Consider the following 20,725-nt stretch of genomic DNA (forward strand, 5'->3'; position numbering starts at 1 on the left):
CCGCCCCTCCCCCGTGCCCGCGCGCCGCGGCCGGATGACCAGGGCCATCACGCCGCGACGGCGCACTGCGCACCGGAGGCGTACCGGACCGGGTTGCAGGTGCCGAAGCCGTCGCGGGCCAGGCCGCCGCAGCGACGGCCGGACCCGCCCGACCGAAGGCAGGGGGCAGGCCGCCCGGACGAGCGCCCGCACCGCACGCCGGGCCACGCCCCGCTGCGGCGGCGGCTCGGCGACGAACTCCGCCGCCCCGTACGGCGCGAGCCCCACATCCGCGGGTTGGTCGCGCCGCAGCAGCCGCACCAGCGGGACGGCCGCGGGCGCGGCGAGCGCGACGGTCACCGCGGCCGCCTCACCACCCTCGCCGCTCAGCGCCCCTCACCCGAAGGTCAGCACCGCCCGCGCCACCCGTCCGTGGTGCGCATCGTCCGCCGCCTTCGCGAAGTCCGCCACCGGATACGTCTTCGTCACCAACTCGTCGAGCAGCAGCCGCCCTTCGCGGTACAGCCGGGCGTAGAGCGCGATGTCCCGCTGCGGGCGGGCCGAGCCGTAGCGGCAGCCCAGGATCGACTTGTCCAGGTACATCGACGACACCCGGAACGACGCCTCCGCGGTGGCCGGCGGCACGCCGAGCAGCACCGCCTGGCCGTGCCGGTCCAGCAGGTCGACGGCCTGCCGGATCAGCCGGGTGCTGCCCACGCACTCGAAGGCATGGTCGGCGCCCGTCGGCAGGATCTCCTTCACCGCCTTGACGCCGTCCAGCGCCGCCGAGGCGTCGATGAAGTGGGTGGCCCCGAACTGCCGCGCCACCGTCTCCTTGGCGGGGTTGGCGTCCACCGCCACGATCACCGACGCCCCGGCGATCCGTGCCCCCTGGAGCACATTGAGGCCGATGCCGCCCGCCCCGATCACCACGACGGAGTCCCCGCGGTCCACCTTCGCCCGGTTGAGCACCGCTCCGACCCCGGTCAGCACCCCGCAGCCGATCAGCGCGGCCGACGTCAGCGGAATGTCCTCGGCGATCTTCACCGCCTGCACCGCCTTGACGACCGTACGCTCCGCGAACGCCGAGTTCGACGCGAAGCTGAACAGCTCGGATTCGCCCCGCCGAAACGGCTTCTGGGGCATCCCGATCGCCTTCCGGCACATCGTCGGCCGCCCCCGGTCGCACTCCGCGCACGCCCCGCAGTTGGCCAGCGTCGACAGCGCGACATGATCACCGGGCTCCACATGGCCGACACCCGCGCCCACGGCCTCGACCACCCCCGCCCCCTCGTGCCCCAGCACCACCGGCACCGGAAACGGAATGGTCCCGTCGACCACCGACAGATCGCTGTGGCACAGCCCCGCGGCCCGGATGCCGACCAGCACCTCGCCCGGTCCCGGCTCCCGCACCTCCAGGTCGTCCACGACCCGGGGCTGCTCGCCGTCGAATATGACGCCTCTCACATCCGCTCCACTCTGGGCAGGCCGAGCACCCGCTCGGCGATGATGTTCCGCTGAATCTCGTCCGAGCCGCCGTAGAGGGTGTCGGCCCGGGTGAACAGGAACAGCCGCTGCAGCGCGTCGAGTTCGTACGGCGCCCGCGCGGTCCAGTCGGCGGGGCCCAGCGCCGCGGCGGCCCCGCGCACCCGCATCGCCAGCTCGCCGAGCCGCTGATGCCAGCCGCCCCACAGCAGCTTGGCCACACTCGGCGCACCGGCGTCCCCGGCCGCGCCCAGGGTCCGCAGCGCGTTCCACCGCATGACCTTCAACTCGGCCCACTGCGCGACGAGTTGGTCACGCAGCACCGGGTCCCGCAGCGCGCCGCAGCGCACCGCGGCCCCCACGACCTCGGCCAGCTCCGCCGCGAACCCGATCTGCTGCACGAGCGTGGACACCCCCCGCTCCCGCGCCAGCAGCCCCATGGCCACCCGCCAGCCCGCGCCCTGGCCGCCCACCACATACGGGGCCTTCGCCCCGTCGAAGAACACCTCGTTGAACTCCGCCGTCCCCGACATCTGCCGGATCGGTCGCACCTCGATCCGCCCCGGCTGGTCCATCGGCACCAGCAGGAACGAGAGCCCCCGGTGCCGCCGCTCGTCCGGATCCGTCCGCGCCAGCACGAAGCACCAGTCGGCCTCCCGGGCCAGCGACGTCCAGACCTTCTGCCCGCTGACGCGATACCCGGCCCCGTCCCGGACCGCGACCGTCCGCAGCCCCGCCAGGTCCGACCCGGCCTCCGGCTCGCTGTACCCCTGGCACCACAGCTCCTCGCCCCGGGCGACGGCCGGCAGGAACCTCCGCCGCTGCGCCTCGTCCCCGTACGCGAGCAGCGTCGGCGCCAACAGGTTCTCCCCGATGTGCCCCACCCGCCCCGGCGCCCCCGCACGGACATACTCCTCGGCCCACACGACCTGCTGCGTCAGGCTCCCCACCCGGTTCCCGTAGGCCCCCTCCGCACACTCCCACCCGAGCCCGATCCACCCCCCGCTCCCCAGCTCCCGCTCCCAGGCCCGCCGCCCCGCACCCCCTACGTGCTCGCTCCCCGGCCCCCCGCACCCCACCAACTCGGCAAAGGCCCCCACGAGATGCCCGTCAAGCCACTCCCGCGCCTCCGCCCGGAACGACTCGTCCCCACTCCCGAACCCAAAGTCCACGACAACCTCCCCACCGCCCCCACGAACCTCTCTCCCACCCGCCCACGGGAGGTGACGGGCCGGAGGGGCCTGGTGTGTGGGGCTCTGCTTCCGAGGGCTCCGAAAAAGAGCAACGGCGGAGCGTAAAGCGAAGCAGTCCCCACACCAGGCCCCGCAGGCCCGTCACCGCACCCACAGCCCCGCGCAGCGGACCCGGCCCGCCGCAGGCACAACGGCGGGGCAGCCGAAAACGCATGCCGAGGCAAAGCCCAGCGCCCCGGCCCGCCGCAGGCGCAACGGCGAGAACCCCCACAGCGCCGCAGACAAAAAGGCGGGGGCGACCTACGCGTTGGGCCGCGCCCCCGCCTCCGCGGCACCGGCCATCGCCGAGAGCTGCGCCAGCATCGGCATGGGGTCGGCCCCCACCGCCCCCGGCAGCACCTCCGCCACCCGCTCGGGCGTCCACCCGCCCCCGTCGGCGTGCACGGAGCGAAGCTCCCTCGGCTGGGCCCACACGGCGATCTTCGGCCCGGCGACCGTGTACACCTGCCCGGTGATCTCCCGGGCCCGGTCGCTCAGCAGGTAGACGACCAGCGCCGCCACGTCCTCCGGCTCGCCGATCTCCGTCAGTTCCATCGGCACGTTCGCCGACATCCGCGTCCGCGCCACCGGGGCCACCGCGTTGGCCGTCACCCCGTATTTGTGCAGGCCCAGTGCGGCGCTCCGCACCAGCGAGATGATCCCGCCCTTCGCGGACGCGTAGTTGGCCTGGGACACCGATCCCTGGTGGTTGCCGCTGGTGAACCCCAGCAGGGTCCCGGAGCCCTGGCGGCGCATGACGGCCGAGGCCGCGCGGAAGACGGTGAACGTCCCCTTCAGGTGGGTGGCGATCACCGGGTCCCACTCCTCCTCGGACATGTTGAAGAGCATCCGCTCCCGCAGGATCCCGGCGACGCAGACCACGCCGTCGATCCGTCCGTACTGCGCCAGCGCGGTGTCCACGATCCGCTGCCCGCCGGCCATGGTGGACACGTCGTCGGCGACCGCGGAGGCCGTTCCGCCGGCCGCCTCGATCTCCTTCGCCACGGACTCGGCGACCTCGCTGCTGGGCCCGCCGCCGTCGATGGCGACCCCGTAGTCGTTGACGATCACCTGGGCGCCCTGTTCCGCGCAGGCGAGGGCCACCGCCCGGCCGATGCCGCGGCCCGCCCCCGTGACGGCGATCACTTTGCCGGCCAAGAAGTTCCCCATGCCGTGACCCTTCCCGCAGTTTCTGACGGACCGTTAGATTTTTGAGCAGACACGGTACGAACACAAGACCCCGGGGCGCATCGAACCCGGCCATCCCGAGGAGGGCCCATGCCCCTGCCGCAGGAGTTCCACGACATCGCCAAACGCGTGAACAACTGGGGGCGTTGGGGAGCGGACGACGAGATCGGCACCCTCAACCTGATCACCGACCGGGTCGTACGGGAGGCCGCCGCCGGCATCCGCAGCGGCCGCCGCGTCCCGCTCGCCCTCCCGCTCCAACAGGACGGCGTACAGACCGGCGTGATCCCCGGCCGGGTCAACCCCCTGCACACCATGACCGCCATCAACCAGGAGATCTTCGGCCCCGGTACGGTCGCGACGACGGACGACGCGGTCACGATGGGCCTCCAGGCCGCCACCCACTGGGACGGCCTCGCCCATGTCTCCCACTCCGGGCGGCTCTACAACAACCGCCCCGCCGACTCGGTCACCGCGCACCACGGCGCCACCCGCCTCGGCATCGAGAAGGCCGCCCCGCTCGTCTCGCGCGGGGTCCTCCTGGACGTGGCCCGCGTCCACGGCACCGACCGGCTGCCCGGCGGGCACGCCGTCACACCGGAGGACCTGGACGCCGCCGAGGAACTGGCCGGGACGACGGTGCGGGCCGGCGACATCGTGCTCGTGCGGACCGGGCAGCTGCGGCACTACCTCGACGGCGACCGGCAGGCCTACGCGTTCCCGTCACCGGGCCTGTCGGTGCGCACCCCGGAGTGGTTCCACGCGCGCGATGTCGCGGCGGTCGCCAACGACACCCTGACCTTCGAGATCTTCCCGCCGGAGATCGAGAACCTCTGGCTGCCGGTGCATGCGCTCCACCTCGTCGAGATGGGCATGCTGCAGGGCCAGAACTGGAATCTGGAGGAGCTGTCGGCGGCCTGCGCCGAGGCGGGGCGGCACACGTTCCTGCTGTCCGCGATGGCCGAGCCGTTCGTCGGGGGCTCCGGGGCGCCGGTCGCGCCCGTGGCGATCCTCTGAGCGGGCCGCGACGGGCCGCCGGCCCCGAGGCCGGCGGCCCGGCAACGCCCGGCCGGCCGGTGCGGCGATGCGCGCGTCGACGCCCCGAGCACGGCACCGCGGACCGCCACCACCCCCGCTGTCGCGGGGAACCCACCAGGCCGCGATCCGCACTCGCCAAGGCCGCGGCCGGCATCCCGGCCCCCATGACCTCGACGTCCCCTCACGGCGCATCGCTCCACCCAAGCGTGATCAACCGGGCACACCACGTCAACACCTGGTCCGGACCGCATGCGCCCGGACTGCATTCGTCAGCCCCGCATCGTCACATACGCCGGATGCGCCGGACCTGTCACCGTGCGCAGCGGGCCGGGCGGATCACGCCTGGCGCGTCCCCACGGCGTGCGGCGCGGCGTGCTGCGGCTCGTAGGCCCCCAGGTCGGATCCGGACGCCATCAGCAGCGGCTGGCCGCGGTCCACCTCGCACCAGATCCGCTTGCCGCCGCCCTCCTGCTGCCATCCCCAGCGGTCGGCCAGACCGTCCACCAGCTCCAGGCCGCGGCCGTTGGTGTCGTCCCCGTCGGCGTGCCGCTGACGCGGCGGGCGGGCGCTGGCGTCCACCACCTCGACCCGGACCGTGCCGACCACGGCGCCCGAGCCGGAGAAGCACATCCGCAGCTCGGCCGCCGCGCCGGTGTGCACCACGGCGTTGGTGACGAGCTCGGAGATCAAGAGGATCAGTGTCTCCGCGAGTGGTTCGTCGACCCCTATACCGGAACCCACGAGCCGCGACCGGGCCCACCGCCGGGCCCGCCCCACTTCGGCCGGGTCGGGCCGTACGTCCAACTGAACCTGAAGCACCTGCACCGCTCACACCATCCGAACCGGCGGAAACATCGCCTCGCGCCTCCACGGAGTCACGGTGCGTGACCCCGGTGAAGCACAGCATGGTTGACGTTGAGTCACCCCAACAAGCGCTTCGGGCATATTCCAGCGCAAGGGAGTATGCGTCCTGCATACTGTGCGACGCACTTTGCGGGGAGTCGAACAAGGGGGGCGACCGGGCCCCGCCCAAGGGCGAGCGGCGCGCAGTCCGTACCCCGGAGCCGTCTCGCCGACGACACCGGGTCCGTTGCGCCACAGAACCACTCGCACCCCACGGAGGGTACCCGAGCGGCACGCCGACTCCCCCCTGTGACGAGTCACACCTAGGACACAACCCGATATCGACACTGCGTGACCATTTCCGTGTGGCGAGTCCGACATTTCGCATACGAGTTGCCCGAGTCTGGCATCGCCGGGCACCGCACGCCACCGCAGCGGCCCTCACCCGGCCCTCGTCAGGCCGGCAGACCGTCCGCCAGCAGTTCTTCCGCCTCGCGGGCCGCTTCCCAGCACTCGGCCCGCAACCAGGCCCGCTTGAGGTGCAGATGGACATCGACGTCCCAGGTGAAGCCCATCCCGCCGTGGACCTGCAGGCAGTCCCGCGCATTGCGCACCGCGGCCTCGTCGGCGAGCAGCTTCGCGACCGTGACATCGTCGGCACGCTCCGTGACCGCCGCCGCATACACCGCAGTTCGGGCGATTTCCGCCCGAACGAGCATCTGCGCGCACAGATGCTTGATCGCCTGGAACGCACCGATGGGCACCCCGAACTGCTCGCGCTCGCGGGCGTGGCCCACCGCCATCTCGACCGTGCGGACCGCGCTGCCCAGTTGCTGGGCAGCGGTGAGCAGGGCGGCCTCACGGCGGAGCCGGGGCACGTCCAGGGCGAGGGGCGCGGCGCGCGGCAGGTCCGTGACCCGGGCGAGGGGGGTGAGGGGGTCGAGGGAGGTGAACGGGGCGCGGGAAATCCGGCCCGGCGCGCTCCGGTAGGCCCCGCCCGTGCGCCCCTGTGCGCCCCTGACCGCGCCCCCGGAGTCGTCGCCGGGGCCGTCACCGGATCCGTCGCCGCAGCGGCCCGCTCCGCCCTCCACCAAGATCAACTCATCGCAGTCCGCGGGGTGTTCCCACAGCACCGGGTCCCGCTCCGCCTCGCACAGCGCGACGATCCGCTCCCCGGCCGCGACCCCGTCCACCGCCCCGGCCAGCAGTTGGCACGCCACGAGCGGCCCCGGCAGCAGCGCCCGCCCGGCCTCCTCGAAGACGAGCGCCGCCTCCGGCAGGCCGAGCCCCACCCCGCCGGCCCGCTCCGGCAGCCGCAGCGCGAAGAACCCGGCCGCGCCCAGCTCCCGCCACAGCGCACGGTCCAGCGCCGGGGCGTCGACCGCGGCCCGCAGCCGCTCCCGGCCGAACCGTTTGGCCAGCAGCTCGCGGGTGCCGTCGCGCAACGCCCGCTGCTCCTCGGTGAGTCGGAAGTCCACGTCACCGCCCCTTCGGCAGGCCGAGAACGCGCTCGGCGACGATGTTCCGCTGGATCTGCGAGGTACCGGCCGCGATGGTGTACGAGAGGGACGACAGGCGGTCCGCGACCCACTCGTGGTCCGCGTCCAGCGCACCGGCCCCGAGGACCTCGGCCGCCGCGTCGTAGAGCTCCTGGCGGGCGTGGGAGTAGCGCAGCTTGAAGACCGAGCCGCCGGCCCCCGGCACGCCGCCGCCGTGCTGCGCCTCGCTCACGTTCCACTGGGTCAGCCGCCACAGCGCCGCGAACTCCGCGTTCAGCCGGCCCAGCCTGCGGCGCAGCACGTCATCGTCCCAGCGGCCGTTGGCGCGTGCCGCCCGGGCCAACGCGCCGAGCACCCGGCGGCAGGCCACCACCTCGCCGACGAAGGCGGTGCCGCGCTCGAAGGACAGCGTCACCATCGTCACCCGCCAGCCGTCGTTCTCCGCGCCGACACGGTTGCCGACCGGTATCCGCACCTCGTCGAGGAACACCTCGGCGAACTCCGTCGATCCGGCCAGGGTGCGCAGTGGCCGGACGGTCACCCCCGGGGCGTCCATCGGCATCGCCAGCCAGCTGATGCCGCGATGCCGGGGCGCGTCCGGATCGGTGCGCACGAGGAGTTCGCACCAGTCGGCGACCTCGGCGTGCGAGGTCCAGATCTTGGCGCCGCTGACGACATAGCTGTCCCCGTCGCGCACGGCCCTGGTCCGCAGCGCGGCGAGGTCGGAGCCGGCGTCCGGTTCGCTGAAGCCCTGGCACCAGACCTCGTCGCCGCGCAGGATCGGCGGCAGCCAGCGGGCGCGCTGCCCGGCGCTGCCCTCGGCGGCGAGGGTCGGCCCGGCGTGCAGCAGCCCGACGAAGTTCGCGCCGACGTAGGGCGCGCCCGCCCGCTCGGTCTCCTCCAGGAAGATCAGGTGCTGGGTGGGGGTGGCGCCCTGCCCGCCGGCGTCCCGCGGCCAGTGCAGGCCCGCGTATCCGGCGTCGTACAGCATCCGCTGCCAGGCCGTGTCGTACGCCCGCCGGCCGGGCCAGTCGCGCGCGGCGGGTTTCGGGGGGAGCCCCGGCAGCACCGTGCCGAGCCAGGTGCGCAGCCGGGCCCGGAAGTCTTCCTCTTCCGGTGAGTACGTGAGGTCCATCGCCGCCCCCTCGCCCGTTTCTGATGGGCCGTCAGGCTTCAGGCTAGCCCCGGCCCCCTGGACCGACAAGGCGCCGGCCGCTAATCTCGGGACCAAATCTGACGCTTCGTCAGCTCGGGGTGGAGGGGCGGATGACCGGCAGCACGCTCTGGGACCTGGTCGCCTGGCGGGCCGCCCGCACCCCCGGCGCCACCGCCCTCGTCCAGGGCGCCGCATCCGCCCGGCACGAGCGGCGGATCACCTTCGGCGCCCTGCACCGGCGCGCGGAACGGGTCGCGGCCGGCCTGTACGAACGCGGCGTACGGCCCGGCAGCCGGGTCGTCTGGCAGCTGCCGACCCGGATCGAGACCGTGCTGCTCAGCCTCGCCCTGGCCCGCATCGGCGCCGTCCAGAGCCCGGTCGTCCCGCTCTACCGCGACCACGAGGTGGGCCAGGTGCTGCGCCGCACCCGTGCCGCCTTCTTCGCCGTCCCCGGCATCTGGCGCGGCTTCGACCACGGCGCGATGGCCCGCCGGCTGGCCGCCCGCCTGCCCGGCCCGCTCACCGTCCTCGACGCGTACGACACCCTCCCCGACGCCGACCCGGCCGTGCTGCCCCCGCCGCCCGCCGACGCCGGCGAGGTCCGGTGGATCTACTGGACCTCCGGCACCACGGCGGGCCCCAAGGGGGTGCTGCACACCGACCACAGCCTGCGCACCGCCGGCCGCACCCTGGGCGAGGCGCTGCGCCTGCGCCCGTCCGACGTCGGCTCGATGGCCTTCCCCTACGCCCATGTCGCGGGCCCCGACTACACCGTCCTGCTCCTGCTGCACGGCATCCCGGCCGTCCTGCTGGAACACTTCGCGCTGCCCGGCTCGCTGCCCGCCTACCGCCGCCACCGCGTCACGATCGCCGGCGGCTCCACCGCCTTCTACTCCCTCTTCCTCGGCGAACAGCGCACACTGCCGCCGGGCCGCCGGCTGCTGCCGTCGCTGCGGCTGCTGGCCGGTGGTGGGGCGCCCAGACCGCCCGCGCTCCACCACGAGGTCGTCGCCGCGCTCGGCTGCCGGCTGGCCCACGGCTACGCCCTGACCGAGGCCCCGATGGTCACCATGGGCGATCCGTACGACAGCCCCGAGCACCTCGCCACCACCGACGGGCGGCCCCCCGCCGGCATGGAGATCCGGATCGCCCCCGGCACCGGCGAGATATCCCTGCGCGGCCCGGCCGTCTGCCGCGGCTACCTCGACGAGCCGTCCCCCTTCGGTCCCGACGGCTTTCTGCCCACCGGCGACCTCGGCCGCCTCACTCCCACCGGCCACCTCGTCATCACCGGCCGCCTCAAAGACATCATCATCCGCAAGGGCGAGAACATCTCCGCACAGGAGATCGAAGAGCTCCTCCACCGGCACCCCGGCGTGGCCGACGCCGCGGTCATCGGGCTGCCGGACGTCGAGCGCGGGGAACGGGTCTGCGCCGTCGTCGAACAGCCGCCGGGAGCCGCCGCGTTGACCCTCGACGAGGTTCGCTCGCACCTCCTCGCCCAGGGCCTCGCCCCGCACAAGCTCCCCGAACGCCTGGAACTGCCGGCCGCCCTGCCGCGCGGCGCGACCCTGGGCAAGGTGCTCAAACGGGAACTGCGGGAGCGGTACGGCGACGGGCGGGGCGCCGGCGGGGCCCCGCCCGGATAGGACACCGTCTGTCCTACCCGCCCCGTACGGTCACCGCATGACCCGCTCACGCCCCCGTATCGACACCGCCGGACGCCGTGCCCGCCTCGGGCGGCGGCAGTTGCTCGCGCCCGCGCACCGCGCCGCCCGCAGCGAGGAGGTCGCCGACGCGGTCGTGGCGCTGCACGCCAGCGATCCGGCGACCGTCCATCTGGCGGCCTGCGCCCGGCTGGCCGCCCCGGACCCGGCCGCGGTGGAACGCGCGCTGTACGACGACGGATCGCTGGTCCGGCTGCTGTGCATGCGCCGCACCCTCTTCGCGGTCGGCGCCGCGCTGACCCCGGTCGTCGCCTCGTCCACCGCGCGGGCGATCGCCGCCAAGGAACGGGCGGGGACACTCAAGTGGATCACCGAGGGCGCCCCGGGCTGGGACGAGCGGCGGCTGGCCGAGGTCGAGGCGAGGACGCTGGCCGCGCTGCACGCACACGGCGAGGCCACCGCCGCCGAACTCGCCGCCGAGGTGCCCGACCTGCGCGAGACCGTCGTGAACTCCCCCGGCAAGCCGTACCAGGCCACGGTCGCCGTCTCCAGCCGCATCCTGCGGACCCTGGCCGCCGAGGGCCGCATCCGGCGCGGACGGCCGCGCGGCGGCTGGACCAGCAGCTCCTTCCGCTGGCGGCCGGGCACCGCGTTCGCCGACCTGCCCGCGCCACCGGCCCCCGAGGCACGCGCCGTCCTCGCCCGCCGCTGGCTCGCCGCGTACGGCCCGGCGACCGTCGAGGACCTCAAGTGGTGGACGGGGTGGACGCTCACCGCGACCCGGCAGGCCCTGGCCGCGGTCGAGGCCGTCGAGGTGGATCTGGACGACGGAACCCCCGGCGTCGCGCTGCCCGACGATCTCGAACCGGTCGCCGCCCCCGCCCCCTGGGCCGCCCTGCTGCCCGGCCTCGACCCCACCGCGATGGGCTGGAAGGCCCGCGACTGGTACCTCGACCCGGCCCTCGTGCCGCGGCTCTTCGACCGCAGCGGCAACATCGGGCCGACGGTGTGGTGGTGCGGCCGGATCATCGGCGGCTGGGCCCAGCGCGCGGACGGCGAGATCGTCTGGCGGCTTCAGGACAGCGGCGGCGAGGCCGCCGCCGCGGTGGCGGCCGAGGCGGCCCGGCTGGCGGACTGGATCGGGGACGTCCGTGTCACCCCGCGCTTCCGGACCCCGCTGGAGCGGGAGTTGAGCCGGTGACGGGCCTTGCCTGCCAGCCCCCTCAGCGCGGCCGGTAGCTGCTCGTCGCCTGCTCGTACAGCTTGTCCACCTCGTGCCGGCCGCTGTCCGGGCCGATGACGAGGACGAGGTGGTAGCGGCCGTTGTGGATCATCGCGAGGTTGCGCACGTACACCTCGCGGCCGCTGCCGTCGCGCCAGGAGAAGGTGCCCTCGGCCATCGCCGTCTTCCCGACGTCGATCCGCTGCAGACCGGAGGCCGACGCCCACCCGGAGGAGCGGTACGGGGCCAGCTCGGGTTCCTTGTTCTGCATGTACGCCATGGGGTCGGTGCCGGAGTGCGCCGTGGTGTCGCGGCCGGGCACCACCACCAGCTCGAAGTCCCCGCCGACGTACCGCACCTGGTGCCGGTCGTTCGCCCCGCGCCGCTGCCAGTCCTTGCGGACCGCGACCTGGAAGCCCGCGGGGTCGCGGCGGACCTCGTAGCCCTCGGCGGCCCCGGTCGGCCGGGCCGTCCCCGGCGCGCCGGGGGCCCCGCCGTCGCCCTTCTCCCGGCCGGCGGACGGCGTGGGGCCGGTGCCGGGAGCCGCGCCCGAGGTGCTCGCCCGCTCCGCTCCGCGCCCGCCGGCCCCGGCGTCCCGCCCGGCCCCGGGCAGGAACGCCAGCGCATAGACGACCGCGCCGACGAGGAGGAGCAGGATCACGGTGAGCAGCAGCCGGCCGAGACGGCGCGGGGCGCGCGCGGGGTGCCCCGGGCGCGGCGCGGCGGCCAGCCCGACCTGGCCCAGCGTCTGCTGCTCGTACGGGTCCCGGTCCACGTCCCCGCCGGCCCCCGCGAACGGCTCGGCGGGCCGCTCCGCCCGGACCGGCGTGGGCTGCCCCAGCGGCCCCGGCTGCTTCGGGGGGCGCGGCGGACGGGGCGCCGGGGCGTGCGGCGCGGACCGCTCCGGCGCCTCGGGGGCGGGTGGTGCGGCCGCGGCGGCCGGCGCCCGGTCCGCCCCGACGACGGCCGGTGCCGGCTGCGGCCGTGCGCGCCGCGAGGCCCGGGTCTTCTTGTGGCGCCCCTTGCGGACGAGTTCGCCGCGGCGCCGCACGATCGGCAGCCGCCGCGGATCGGCGCCCTGCGACGCCGGCATCGTCACCAGCCGGCTGCCGGCCTCCGGCTCCGGCGCCGTACGGATCAGCGAGCGCAGCCAGCCGCTCAGCTCCTCGAAATCCGGCCGGTCGGCGGGGTCCTGGCGCAGCAGGGACTCGACGACCGGACGCAGCGCCCCGCACTCCTCGGCGACCGCCGGCGGCTGGGAGCAGACCAGCTGCGCCAGTTCGACGACGCTGTCCTCCGGGAACGGCGGCTGCCCCTGCACGCTGCGGTAGAGCAGCGCGCCGACCGCCCACAGGTCGGTGGCCGGGCCGACCGGCGGCGCCAACTGCCAGTTCTCGTGCACCGGTCCGGCCTGCTCGGGCGCCCAGCGCTCGGTGACCGGTCCGATGACGGTCAGCCGCGCCTGCCGCGCCCGCTCGGCGGCGAGCCCGGCGGAGGGCCGGCCGTAGGGGGTGCCGGCGCCGTCGTCGGGCGCGGGCTTGGTCAGCGAGGTCCGGGCGGCGGGCCCGTCGGCTTCCGGTCCGTCGGCCGCCGGTCCGTCCCCTGCCGGGCTGTCCGCGGCGCCCCGGTCCTGCGGCGTCCCGGCCGCGGCGGGCGAGTCGTAGCCGCACAGCGCCTCCTGGGCCGCGCCCGCCGCCAGGCCGGTCAGGATGGCCCGGCCGTCGTCGCAGACCAGGACGGTACGGGCGGTGATGTTGCGGTGCAGCCAGCCGTTGGCGTGCAGCACCCGCAGCGCGGTCAGCAGATCCGCGGCGATCTCCGCGGCCCGGTGCGGGGACAGCGGCCGCTCGGCCAGCAGCGCGGACAGCGGGCGGGCGGTGAGCAGCTCCGCGACGATCCAGAGGCTGCCGTCCTGGGCGAAGGCGTCGAAGACCTGCTCCAGCCGCGGGTGGTCGGCCAGCTGCGCGGCCGTCGTCGCGGCGTCCAGCGCGCGGCGCACGGTGGGGTCGGCGGGGCTGCGGTCGGCCTTCCCCGCCGGCGGCCCGGCCGTCGCCCGCGCGGCGCCGGCGCGGCCGCCGCCCGGGCCCCGTTCGCCGGGGCCCGCCGCCGGTGCGCCCACGACCTCCGCTTCGACGACCTCCGGCAGCGGCACCTGACGGACCAGCACCTCCTGGCCGCTGAAGGTGTCGAACGCCCGGGTCTCGGTGAAGTCGTCGTCGCCGAGGGGCCGCAACGGCAGGCGGTATCGCTCGGCGAGCACCCTTCCCGCGTACTCGTCCACGACGCCTCCCCGCAGCGCGCGCTGTGTCTACCGTCGCGCCGGAGCCGCCCGTCGGCGCCGGCGCCAACGGTCACTTCCGGTCGTCTTTCCGCCGAATGCGGATGCGTACGGTCTTCGCGGTCTCACGATACGTGCCCGCATCGCGGCTTGCGGCCCGCTCGGCGCAACGACGCGCGACCGGAGCCCTCCGCACGGCCCGCGCCCGGGCCCCGCACCCGCTCCCCCGCTCAGTCCTTCAGCGCGAAGGTCTTGAACGCGGTCGTGATCATCTGCTGGCAGGCCTTGTCCGACCAGGCGTCCGCCTTGCAGGTGATCATGATGGCGTAGCCGTGGTCGTCGTCGGCCCGGAAGCCGCGGTCGAGGACCCGTACCTTCTCGCCGCTCTGCCGGCGGGTGAACGACCAGTCGGCGACGGTCGGGTAGTCCCGCCACTTCACCGACTTGATGCCGATGAGGTGGTAGTCCTCGCTGGAGGAGCGCACGGCCGGCTCCAGGCTGCGCCAGGAGGCCGCCGCGTCGTCGCCGGGCTCGGCGTTGTAGTCGATCTGGATGCGCGGGAAGCCGCCCGAAGCGCTGTATATGGCGCCGGAGCCCTCCCCCGCCGTGCCCGTCTGGTGGAAGCCCTTGGGCATCGCCATACGGAAGTGGAACTTGCCGTTGGTGACCTCGGAGAAGCCGCCCGGCACGTCCTTGCCGCCCTTGCCGCCGCCGTCGTCGGCCTTGCCGCCCGTGTCCTCGGCGGGGGTGAGGTTCGGCGGCGGCTGCGGGGTCGACGCGTCCTGGCCCTTCGCCCCGTCCCCGCTCGCGTCCGCCGCGTCCGTCGAGGGCTTCGCCCGGCTCGCGGACGCCGCCTTGTCCTGCTTGCCCGACGACTTGCCGCTCTTGCCCGTCGCGTCGTCACCGCTCAGGGAGACGGCCAGGATCGTGCCCAGCACCGCCAGGACGACGACCACGGCCACCACGATCAGCGTCCGGCGCGGGACGACATCGGTCACCGACGCACGCGTCGCCGGGCGGCTCCCGTCACCGGACCCGGAGTCCGCGCGGGCCGCCATCGCGGCGGCGGCGCCGCGGACGGACCGCAGGGCGCCGCGCAGCCGTTCCTTGGCGGCCTCGGCGTCGAACCCGGGGCGGGCGCCCGCGGGGCGGTCCGCACCGGCCGTGTCCGTACGGTCCGCGTCCGCACGGTCGGGGCCGGTCGCCGCCTCGGCCGTGGCGGCGGCCGCCTTCTGCTGCGGGCGCTCGGTCCGCACCGGCGCCTTCGCCGCCGCGGCGGGCGCGGCACCCGCCTTGCCCTTACGGGCCTCCGCGGACGCGCCGGCGCCCGCCGTGCCGGCCCCGGGCGTGCCCGTCTTCCCGGCCGCCGGCTTCGCCACCGGCGCGGCGGCGGCCTTCGAGGGCCGCGCCTTCGCGGCGGGCTTCTGCTTCGGCTTGGGCTTGGGCTTCGGTTCCGCCCGCTCCCGGGGCACCGTCGGCAGCGCCATCGCCCGGGTCGCGTCCATCGGGGGCTCCGGCGTCTTCGCCTCGGGGGCCTGGAGCACGTCCTCCAGCAGCGCCCGCGCACCGGCGTCGTCGAGCCGGGCCGCCGGGTCCTTGACCAGCAGGCCGTAGATGACCTCTTCCAGCTCGCCGGCGCTCTTCGGCGGCTCGACGGGCTCGGTCATCACCGCGGTCAGCGTGGCGATCGCGGATCCCTTGTCGTACGGCGGGACGCCCTCGACACAGGCGTACAGCAGACCGCCCAGCGACCACATGTCGGCGGGCGGGCCCGGCTTGTGGCCGCGGGCGCGCTCCGGGGAGATGTAGGAGGGGGCGCCGACGAGCATGCCGGTCGAGGTCACGGAGGGGTCGCCCTCGACCTGGGCGATGCCGAAGTCGGTCAGCACGACCCGGCCGTCGTCGGAGATCAGGACGTTGGACGGCTTCACATCGCGGTGCAGGATGCCCTCGGCGTGCGCGGCGCGCAGCACATCGAGCACCACCAGGCCGACCTCGGCGGCGCGGCGCGGGGTGAGCGGGCCGTCGTCACGGACGACCTCGGCCAGCGAGCGGCCCTCGACCAGCTCCATCACGATCCACGGGCGGTCGTCCTCGTCGACCACGTCGTAGACCGTCACCGCACCGTTGTTGCGGATCCGGGCGATCGCCTTGGCCTCGCGCAGTGTGCGGGTGATCAGGCGGCGCTTCTCGTCCTCCTCGACCCCGCCCGGGAAGCGCAGCTCCTTGACCGCGACCGTGCGGCCCAGGACCTCGTCGCGTGCCCGCCACACGGTGCCCATGCCGCCCCGGCCGAGAACATCGGCGAGCCGGTACCGCCCGGCGAGCAGCCTGCCCCCTTTGCCGTCCATCTCGACCTCGTCGCCCACTGAATCCCCTCTGCAATCCAGCCGAGTTGGCAGCTTCGACGTCCCATCGATCACCAAACTGGCCCAACTCGGACAACCCACCCTGGCAGAGCCTTCATTCTCCCTCATCCGCGGCCATGCGGAAGGCCCGGGTCTGTGCCGGACGCCACCGCACACCCGTCATGATGGCCCCGACGAACGGGAGTCACGATGCCGAAGCGCTCGCCACGCCCGGCCGCGACCCCCGCGCCCCTGCCCGCGCCCCCGGTCACCGGCCGGCCCCGCGCCCTGGTCCGTTCGGGTGCCCTGGCCGCGCTGGCCGCACTCGCCCTGACGGGCTGCGCCGGCCGGCCCGGCCCGGCTCCCGTCGCCCACGGGACACCCGACCGGCCGCCCGCGGCGACCCGGCCCGCACTGCAGCGCCTGGTCGACGACGGGGTGCCCGGCGCGGCCTCCCTCACCACCCGCGCCGGATACCCCGCCGCGCGCTACTCCACGGCCGGCGTGGCCGATCTGCGCAGCGGCCGCGCGATCGGCCCGCGGGACCACTTCCGGGCCGGCAGCCTCACCAAGACCCTGGTCGCCACGGTCGTCCTGCAGCTCGTCGCCGAGGGCAGGCTGTCCCTGCACGACAGGGCCGCCGCCCACCTCCCGCCCGGCGTCCCGGCCGCGGGCGACGGCGACCGCGGCACCCTGCGCGCCGTGACGATCCGCCAGCTGCTGGCCCACACCAGCGGCCTGTTCAACTACACCCAGGACCCCCGGCTGTCGAAACAGCTCTCCGGCACGGGCTTCGGCGCCCACCGCTACGACAGCCACACCCCGGCCGAACTGCTGCGGATCGCCCTCGGCCACCCGCCGGTGGCCGCCCCGGGCACCCGCTACTCCTACTCCAACACCAACTACCTGGTGCTCGGCCTGGTCATCCGGGCGGTCACCGGCCACCCGTACGCCACCGAGATCCGCCGCCGCATCCTCGTCCCCGCCCGGCTCGACCACACCTCCTTCCCCGGCACCGACCCGGTGCTGCCCCGGCCGCACGGCCGCGCGTACTCCCGGGCCGGCGACCGGCGGGTGGACGCCACGTCCCTGGACCCCAGCCGGGCGGGCGCGGCCGGCGAGATGGTCACCACCCTCGGCGACCTCAACCGCTTCTTCTCCGCGCTGCTCCGCGGCCGGTTCCTGGCGCCGCGCCAGATGGCCCAGATACGCAACGAGAAGGGCACCGGCGGCACCTACGGCCTCGGCCTGTACGCGACCACGCTGCCCTGCGGCGTCACCGTCTGGGGCCACAACGGCGACATCAACGGCTCCTACGTCCGCACCGCGGGCACCGCCGACGGCCGCCGCATCGTCAGCTACCGCGTCAACACCGACACCCTGCCCGACCCGGCACACGGCACGGCGGTGCTGACCGCGGAGTTCTGCGGGCCCCGGCACCACTGAGACCCCGGGGCCGAGACCCCCCGGGCCTACAGCGGCACGATGTCCGGAGCCCCCAGCCGCGCCGCATCCGCCGTCAGATCGTCCGGCTGCCGCTGGGATTCGCGTTCCGCCTCGACCCGCTTCTGGTAGTGCGTGATCTCCTTCTCGATCTGGTCGCGCTCCCAGCCCAGCGCGGGCGCGATCAGCTCGGCGACCTCGCGGGCGCTGCGGGTGCCCCGGTCGAAGGTCTCGATGGAGATGCGGGTGCGCCGGGTCAGGACGTCGTCGAGGTGCCGGGCGCCCTCGTGCGTGCAGGCGTAGACCGCCTCGGCCCGCAGGTAGTCGTCCGCGGCCGACAGCGGTTCGCCCAGGGAGGGATCGGCCACCACCAGCTCCAGCAGCTCCTCGGCGAGCGAGCCGTACCGGTTCAACAGATGCTCGATGCGCGCCACATGGAGCCCGGTACGTGCCGCGATCCGGGCCCGCGCGTTCCACAGTGCCCGGTAGCCCTCGGCCCCGACCAGCGGAATGTCCTCGGTGACGCTCTCCGCGACCCTCTGGTCGAGGCCGTGCACCGCCTCGTCCACCGCGTCCTTCGCCATCACCCGGTACGTCGTGTACTTGCCGCCCGCGACCACGACCAGCCCCGGCACCGGGTGCGCGACGGTGTGCTCCCGCGACAGCTTGCTGGTGGCGTCCGACTCCCCGGCCAGCAGCGGACGCAGCCCCGCGTACACCCCTTCCACGTCGTCCCTGGTCAGCGGGGTCGCCAGCACCGCATTCACATGCTCCAGCAGATAGTCGATATCCGCGCTGGAGGCCGCCGGGTGCGCCTTGTCCAGATCCCAGTCCGTGTCCGTCGTCCCCACGATCCAGTGCCGCCCCCACGGGATGACGAACAGCACGCTCTTCTCGGTCCGCAGGATCAGCCCGGTCGTCGAATGGATCCGGTCCTTGGGGACGACCAGGTGGATGCCCTTCGACGCACGGACGTGGAACTGGCCACGCTCGCCGATCAGCCGCTGGGTGTCGTCCGTCCACACCCCGGTGGCGTTGACGACCTGCCGCGCCCGGACCTCGTACTCACCGCCGCCCTCGACGTCCTGCACCCGCGCGCCGACGACCCGCTCGCCCTCGCGCAGAAAACCCACCACCCGCGCCCGGTTGGCGACCTGCGCGTCGTAGGCGGCCGCGGTCCGCACCATCGTCGCCACATAGCGCGCGTCGTCCATCTGCGCGTCGTAGTACTGCAGCGCGCCGACCAGCGCGTCCTTCTTCAGGCAGGGCGCGACCTGCAGGGCCCGGCGGTGCGAGAGGTGCCGGTGGTGGGGCAGGCCGCGGCCGTGCCCCGACGAGATGGACATCGTGTCGTACAGCGCCACACCGGTGCCCGCGTACCACCGCTCCCAGCCCTTGTGCTGCAGCGGATACAGGAACGGCACCGGCTTGACCAGATGCGGCGCCAGCCGCTCCAGCAGCAGCCCCCGCTCCTTCAGCGCCTCGCGCACCAGCGCGAAGTCCAGCATTTCCAGATACCGCAGACCGCCGTGGATGAGCTTGCTCGACCGGCTGGACGTGCCCGACGCCCAGTCCCGCGCCTCGACGAGTCCGGTGGACAGACCACGGGTCGCGGCGTCCAGCGCCGTCCCCGCGCCGACGACTCCGGCGCCGACCACGAGAATGTCCAGCTCCCGCTCCGCCATTCGGGCGAGCGCCTCTGCCCGCTGCGCCGGTCCCAGTATCGCTGTCTTCACCGCTGCCTCCCGCTGTGATCGGGGCCACACCCCCCGTCCGTCGATTCTGTCCGCGCCGCGTTCCGGTATCCACCCTCCGCTCATGGCGACAACACCCCGCCGCCTTGATCCATCAATCCCTATTCTGGGTCAAATATCCGCTTAGTCTACTTATGCACGATCGCCAGCCGCTCACGTCATGCGCACACGTCATTCGCAGTCGCTCGGGAAGGACGGCCGCAGCATGCCCGCAGACCTCGCCGTCATCGGACTCGGTCACCTCGGCCTCCCTCTCGCCCAGGCCGCCACCACCGCCGGCATCGGCACCATCGGCTACGACCCCGACCCGCACACCGCCGCCCTCTCCGGCGCCGACGGGCCGCTGACCGCCACCGAACTCCGCCGCCTGCTCTCGGCGGGCTTCCGCACCACCACCGACCCCACCGCCCTCGGCCGGGTCCGCACCGCGGTCCTCTGCGCGCCCACCCCGCTCGGCGAGGACCGCGCGCTGGACCTCACCGCCCTCGCCGACGCCGCCCGCACCCTGGCCGCGCAGCTGCGCCCGCACACCACGGTGATCCTCGAATCCACCGCCTACCCGGGCACCACCGAGGAATTCCTGCGCCCCCTCCTGGAGGAGGGCTCCGGCCTCACCGCCGGCCGCGACTTCCACCTCGCCTGCTCCCCGGGCCGCCACGACCCCGGCAACCGCACCCACCGCTACGCCAACACCCCCAAGGTCATCGGCGGCCTCACCCCCGCCTGCACCGAGGCCGCCGCCGCCTTCTACAGCCGCCTCACCGACAAGGTCGTCCGCGCCCGCGGCCCCCGCGAGGCGGAGACCGCCAAGCTCCTGGAGACCAACTACCGCCACATCAACATCGCCCTGATGAACGAGATGGCGGTCTTCTGCCACGACATCGGCGTCGACCTGTGGGACGTGATCCGCTGCGCGGAGACCAAGCCGTTCGGCTTCCAGTCCTTCCGCCCCGGCCCCGGCGTGGGCGGCCACGCCGCCCCCGTCGACCCCAACCACCTCGCCGGCACCGGCCGTTCCCTCGGCCACCCGCTGCGCATGGTCGAACTCGCCCAGGAGGTGAACGACCGGATGCCGCGCTACGTCATCCAGCGCTGCGCCACCCTCCTCAACGAACACGGCAAGTCCGCCCGCGGCGCCCGGGTACTGCTCCTCGGCGTCACCTACAAGCCGGACATCGCCGACCAGGCGGGCTCCCCGTCCCGCGAGATCGCCTCCCGCCTGATGGAACTCGGCGCGCACCTCACCTACCACGACCCGTACGTCCCCCAGTGGAACGTCCTGGACCGCCCGGTCCCCCGCGCCGACTCCCTCTACGAAGCCGCCGCCGCGGCCGACCTGACGGTCCTTCTCCAGGCCCACCGCACGTATGACCTCCAGGGGCTGGCCGTGAAGGCGCAGCTGTTGCTGGACACCAGGGGGGCCACTCCTACGGGGGCCGCCCATCGTTTGTAGCCGCGCGTTGCCGTCCGCGGCTCGGTGTCGCCTCCGGCGGGGGGTTGTTTGGGCGGGGGCCGCTTGCTGTTCGTGGTGGGTGCCGGTGGCGGGCCTCCGGGGCCTGGGTGGTGGACTGCTTCGCTTTACGTCCACCACCC

14 protein-coding genes and 1 pseudogene are annotated in these 20,725 nt (G+C 74.5%); 5 read left to right on the forward strand and 10 right to left on the reverse strand.

Going from position 1 to position 20,725, the window contains the following annotated elements; translation table 11 throughout:
• Positions 1–168 precede the first annotated feature (168 nt).
• From AB0411_RS30050 to AB0411_RS30065, 4 genes and pseudogenes are all read right to left on the reverse strand, one after another.
• Positions 169–348 (reverse strand): annotated as a pseudogene (locus AB0411_RS30050) (MFS transporter); the annotation flags it as partial.
• Between the two features lie 27 nt (positions 349–375).
• Positions 376–1,446, reverse strand: coding sequence for a Zn-dependent alcohol dehydrogenase (locus AB0411_RS30055; RefSeq protein ID WP_366420430.1), 1,071 nt, complete (start codon positions 1,444–1,446; stop codon positions 376–378).
• The gene (locus tag AB0411_RS30060) at positions 1,443–2,636 is read right to left on the reverse strand and encodes an acyl-CoA dehydrogenase family protein (RefSeq protein WP_366420431.1); all 1,194 of its coding nucleotides are present in this window, start codon (positions 2,634–2,636) and stop codon (positions 1,443–1,445) included. The genes AB0411_RS30055 and AB0411_RS30060 overlap by 4 nt, the downstream gene beginning before the upstream one ends.
• A gap of 321 nt (positions 2,637–2,957) precedes the next feature.
• Positions 2,958–3,866, reverse strand: coding sequence for an SDR family oxidoreductase (locus AB0411_RS30065; protein WP_366420432.1), 909 nt, complete (start codon positions 3,864–3,866; stop codon positions 2,958–2,960).
• A gap of 108 nt (positions 3,867–3,974) precedes the next feature.
• Between AB0411_RS30065 and AB0411_RS30070 the strand changes: the two genes are divergently transcribed.
• Entirely contained in the window at positions 3,975–4,901 is a 927-nt protein-coding gene (locus AB0411_RS30070) for a cyclase family protein (protein WP_366420433.1), read from the forward strand.
• 357 nt (positions 4,902–5,258) lie between these two features.
• Here the strand turns inward: AB0411_RS30070 and AB0411_RS30075 are convergent, their stop codons facing one another.
• The 3 genes from AB0411_RS30075 to AB0411_RS30085 all read right to left on the reverse strand — a co-directional run bounded on the left by AB0411_RS30075 (position 5,259) and on the right by AB0411_RS30085 (position 8,399).
• A complete protein-coding gene (locus tag AB0411_RS30075; protein WP_366420434.1) occupies positions 5,259–5,747 on the reverse strand; it encodes an ATP-binding protein in 489 nt (162 codons plus the stop codon).
• A 473-nt stretch (positions 5,748–6,220) separates the two neighbouring features.
• The gene (locus AB0411_RS30080; RefSeq protein WP_366420435.1) at positions 6,221–7,243 is read right to left on the reverse strand and encodes an acyl-CoA dehydrogenase family protein; all 1,023 of its coding nucleotides are present in this window, start codon (positions 7,241–7,243) and stop codon (positions 6,221–6,223) included.
• A 1-nt stretch (position 7,244) separates the two neighbouring features.
• Entirely contained in the window at positions 7,245–8,399 is a 1,155-nt protein-coding gene (locus AB0411_RS30085; protein ID WP_366420436.1) for an acyl-CoA dehydrogenase family protein, read from the reverse strand.
• 131 nt (positions 8,400–8,530) lie between these two features.
• Between AB0411_RS30085 and AB0411_RS30090 the strand changes: the two genes are divergently transcribed.
• Complete coding sequence (locus AB0411_RS30090; protein ID WP_366420437.1) at positions 8,531–10,069, forward strand: class I adenylate-forming enzyme family protein; 1,539 nt, start codon at positions 8,531–8,533, stop codon at positions 10,067–10,069.
• 37 nt (positions 10,070–10,106) lie between these two features.
• A complete protein-coding gene (locus AB0411_RS30095; protein WP_366420438.1) occupies positions 10,107–11,288 on the forward strand; it encodes a DNA glycosylase AlkZ-like family protein in 1,182 nt (393 codons plus the stop codon).
• A gap of 22 nt (positions 11,289–11,310) precedes the next feature.
• On the opposite strand, the gene AB0411_RS30100 is transcribed toward AB0411_RS30095, so the two are convergent.
• Positions 11,311–13,590: a protein kinase gene (locus AB0411_RS30100; protein WP_366420439.1), complete on the reverse strand. Its 2,280-nt coding sequence runs from the start codon at positions 13,588–13,590 to the stop codon at positions 11,311–11,313.
• Positions 13,591–13,817: 227 nt separating this feature from the next.
• Positions 13,818–15,956 carry a serine/threonine-protein kinase gene (locus tag AB0411_RS30105; protein WP_366420440.1) on the reverse strand — a complete coding sequence of 713 codons (2,139 nt, stop codon included), beginning with the start codon at positions 15,954–15,956 and terminating at the stop codon, positions 13,818–13,820.
• A 189-nt stretch (positions 15,957–16,145) separates the two neighbouring features.
• Here AB0411_RS30105 and AB0411_RS30110 point away from each other — a divergent pair, with 189 nt between their 5' ends.
• Positions 16,146–17,381 carry a serine hydrolase domain-containing protein gene (locus AB0411_RS30110; protein ID WP_366420441.1) on the forward strand — a complete coding sequence of 412 codons (1,236 nt, stop codon included), beginning with the start codon at positions 16,146–16,148 and terminating at the stop codon, positions 17,379–17,381.
• Between the two features lie 26 nt (positions 17,382–17,407).
• Here AB0411_RS30110 and AB0411_RS30115 read toward each other — a convergent pair whose 3' ends face one another.
• A complete protein-coding gene (locus AB0411_RS30115; protein ID WP_366420442.1) occupies positions 17,408–19,114 on the reverse strand; it encodes a glycerol-3-phosphate dehydrogenase/oxidase in 1,707 nt (568 codons plus the stop codon).
• A gap of 223 nt (positions 19,115–19,337) precedes the next feature.
• On the opposite strand from AB0411_RS30115, the gene AB0411_RS30120 reads away from it, so the two are divergent.
• On the forward strand, positions 19,338–20,585 hold the full coding sequence (locus AB0411_RS30120) for a nucleotide sugar dehydrogenase (protein ID WP_366420443.1): 1,248 nt from the start codon (positions 19,338–19,340) through the stop codon (positions 20,583–20,585).
• Positions 20,586–20,725 lie beyond the last annotated feature (140 nt).

The organism is Streptomyces angustmyceticus (genome assembly GCF_040701845.1).
Taxonomy (GTDB): Bacteria; Actinomycetota; Actinomycetes; order Streptomycetales; family Streptomycetaceae; genus Streptomyces; species Streptomyces angustmyceticus_A.

Bases quoted from the DNA above. Each gene is read 5' to 3' on its own strand.
- AB0411_RS30065 (WP_366420432.1), bottom strand. From the start codon at position 3,866: ATGGGGAACTTCTTGGCCGGCAAAGTGATCGCCGTCACGGGGGCGGGC.
- AB0411_RS30070 (WP_366420433.1), top strand. From the start codon at position 3,975: ATGCCCCTGCCGCAGGAGTTCCACGACATCGCCAAACGCGTGAACAAC.
- AB0411_RS30085 (WP_366420436.1), bottom strand. From the start codon at position 8,399: ATGGACCTCACGTACTCACCGGAAGAGGAAGACTTCCGGGCCCGGCTG.
- AB0411_RS30090 (WP_366420437.1), top strand. From the start codon at position 8,531: ATGACCGGCAGCACGCTCTGGGACCTGGTCGCCTGGCGGGCCGCCCGC.
- AB0411_RS30095 (WP_366420438.1), top strand. From the start codon at position 10,107: ATGACCCGCTCACGCCCCCGTATCGACACCGCCGGACGCCGTGCCCGC.
- AB0411_RS30110 (WP_366420441.1), top strand. From the start codon at position 16,146: ATGCCGAAGCGCTCGCCACGCCCGGCCGCGACCCCCGCGCCCCTGCCC.
- AB0411_RS30120 (WP_366420443.1), top strand. From the start codon at position 19,338: ATGCCCGCAGACCTCGCCGTCATCGGACTCGGTCACCTCGGCCTCCCT.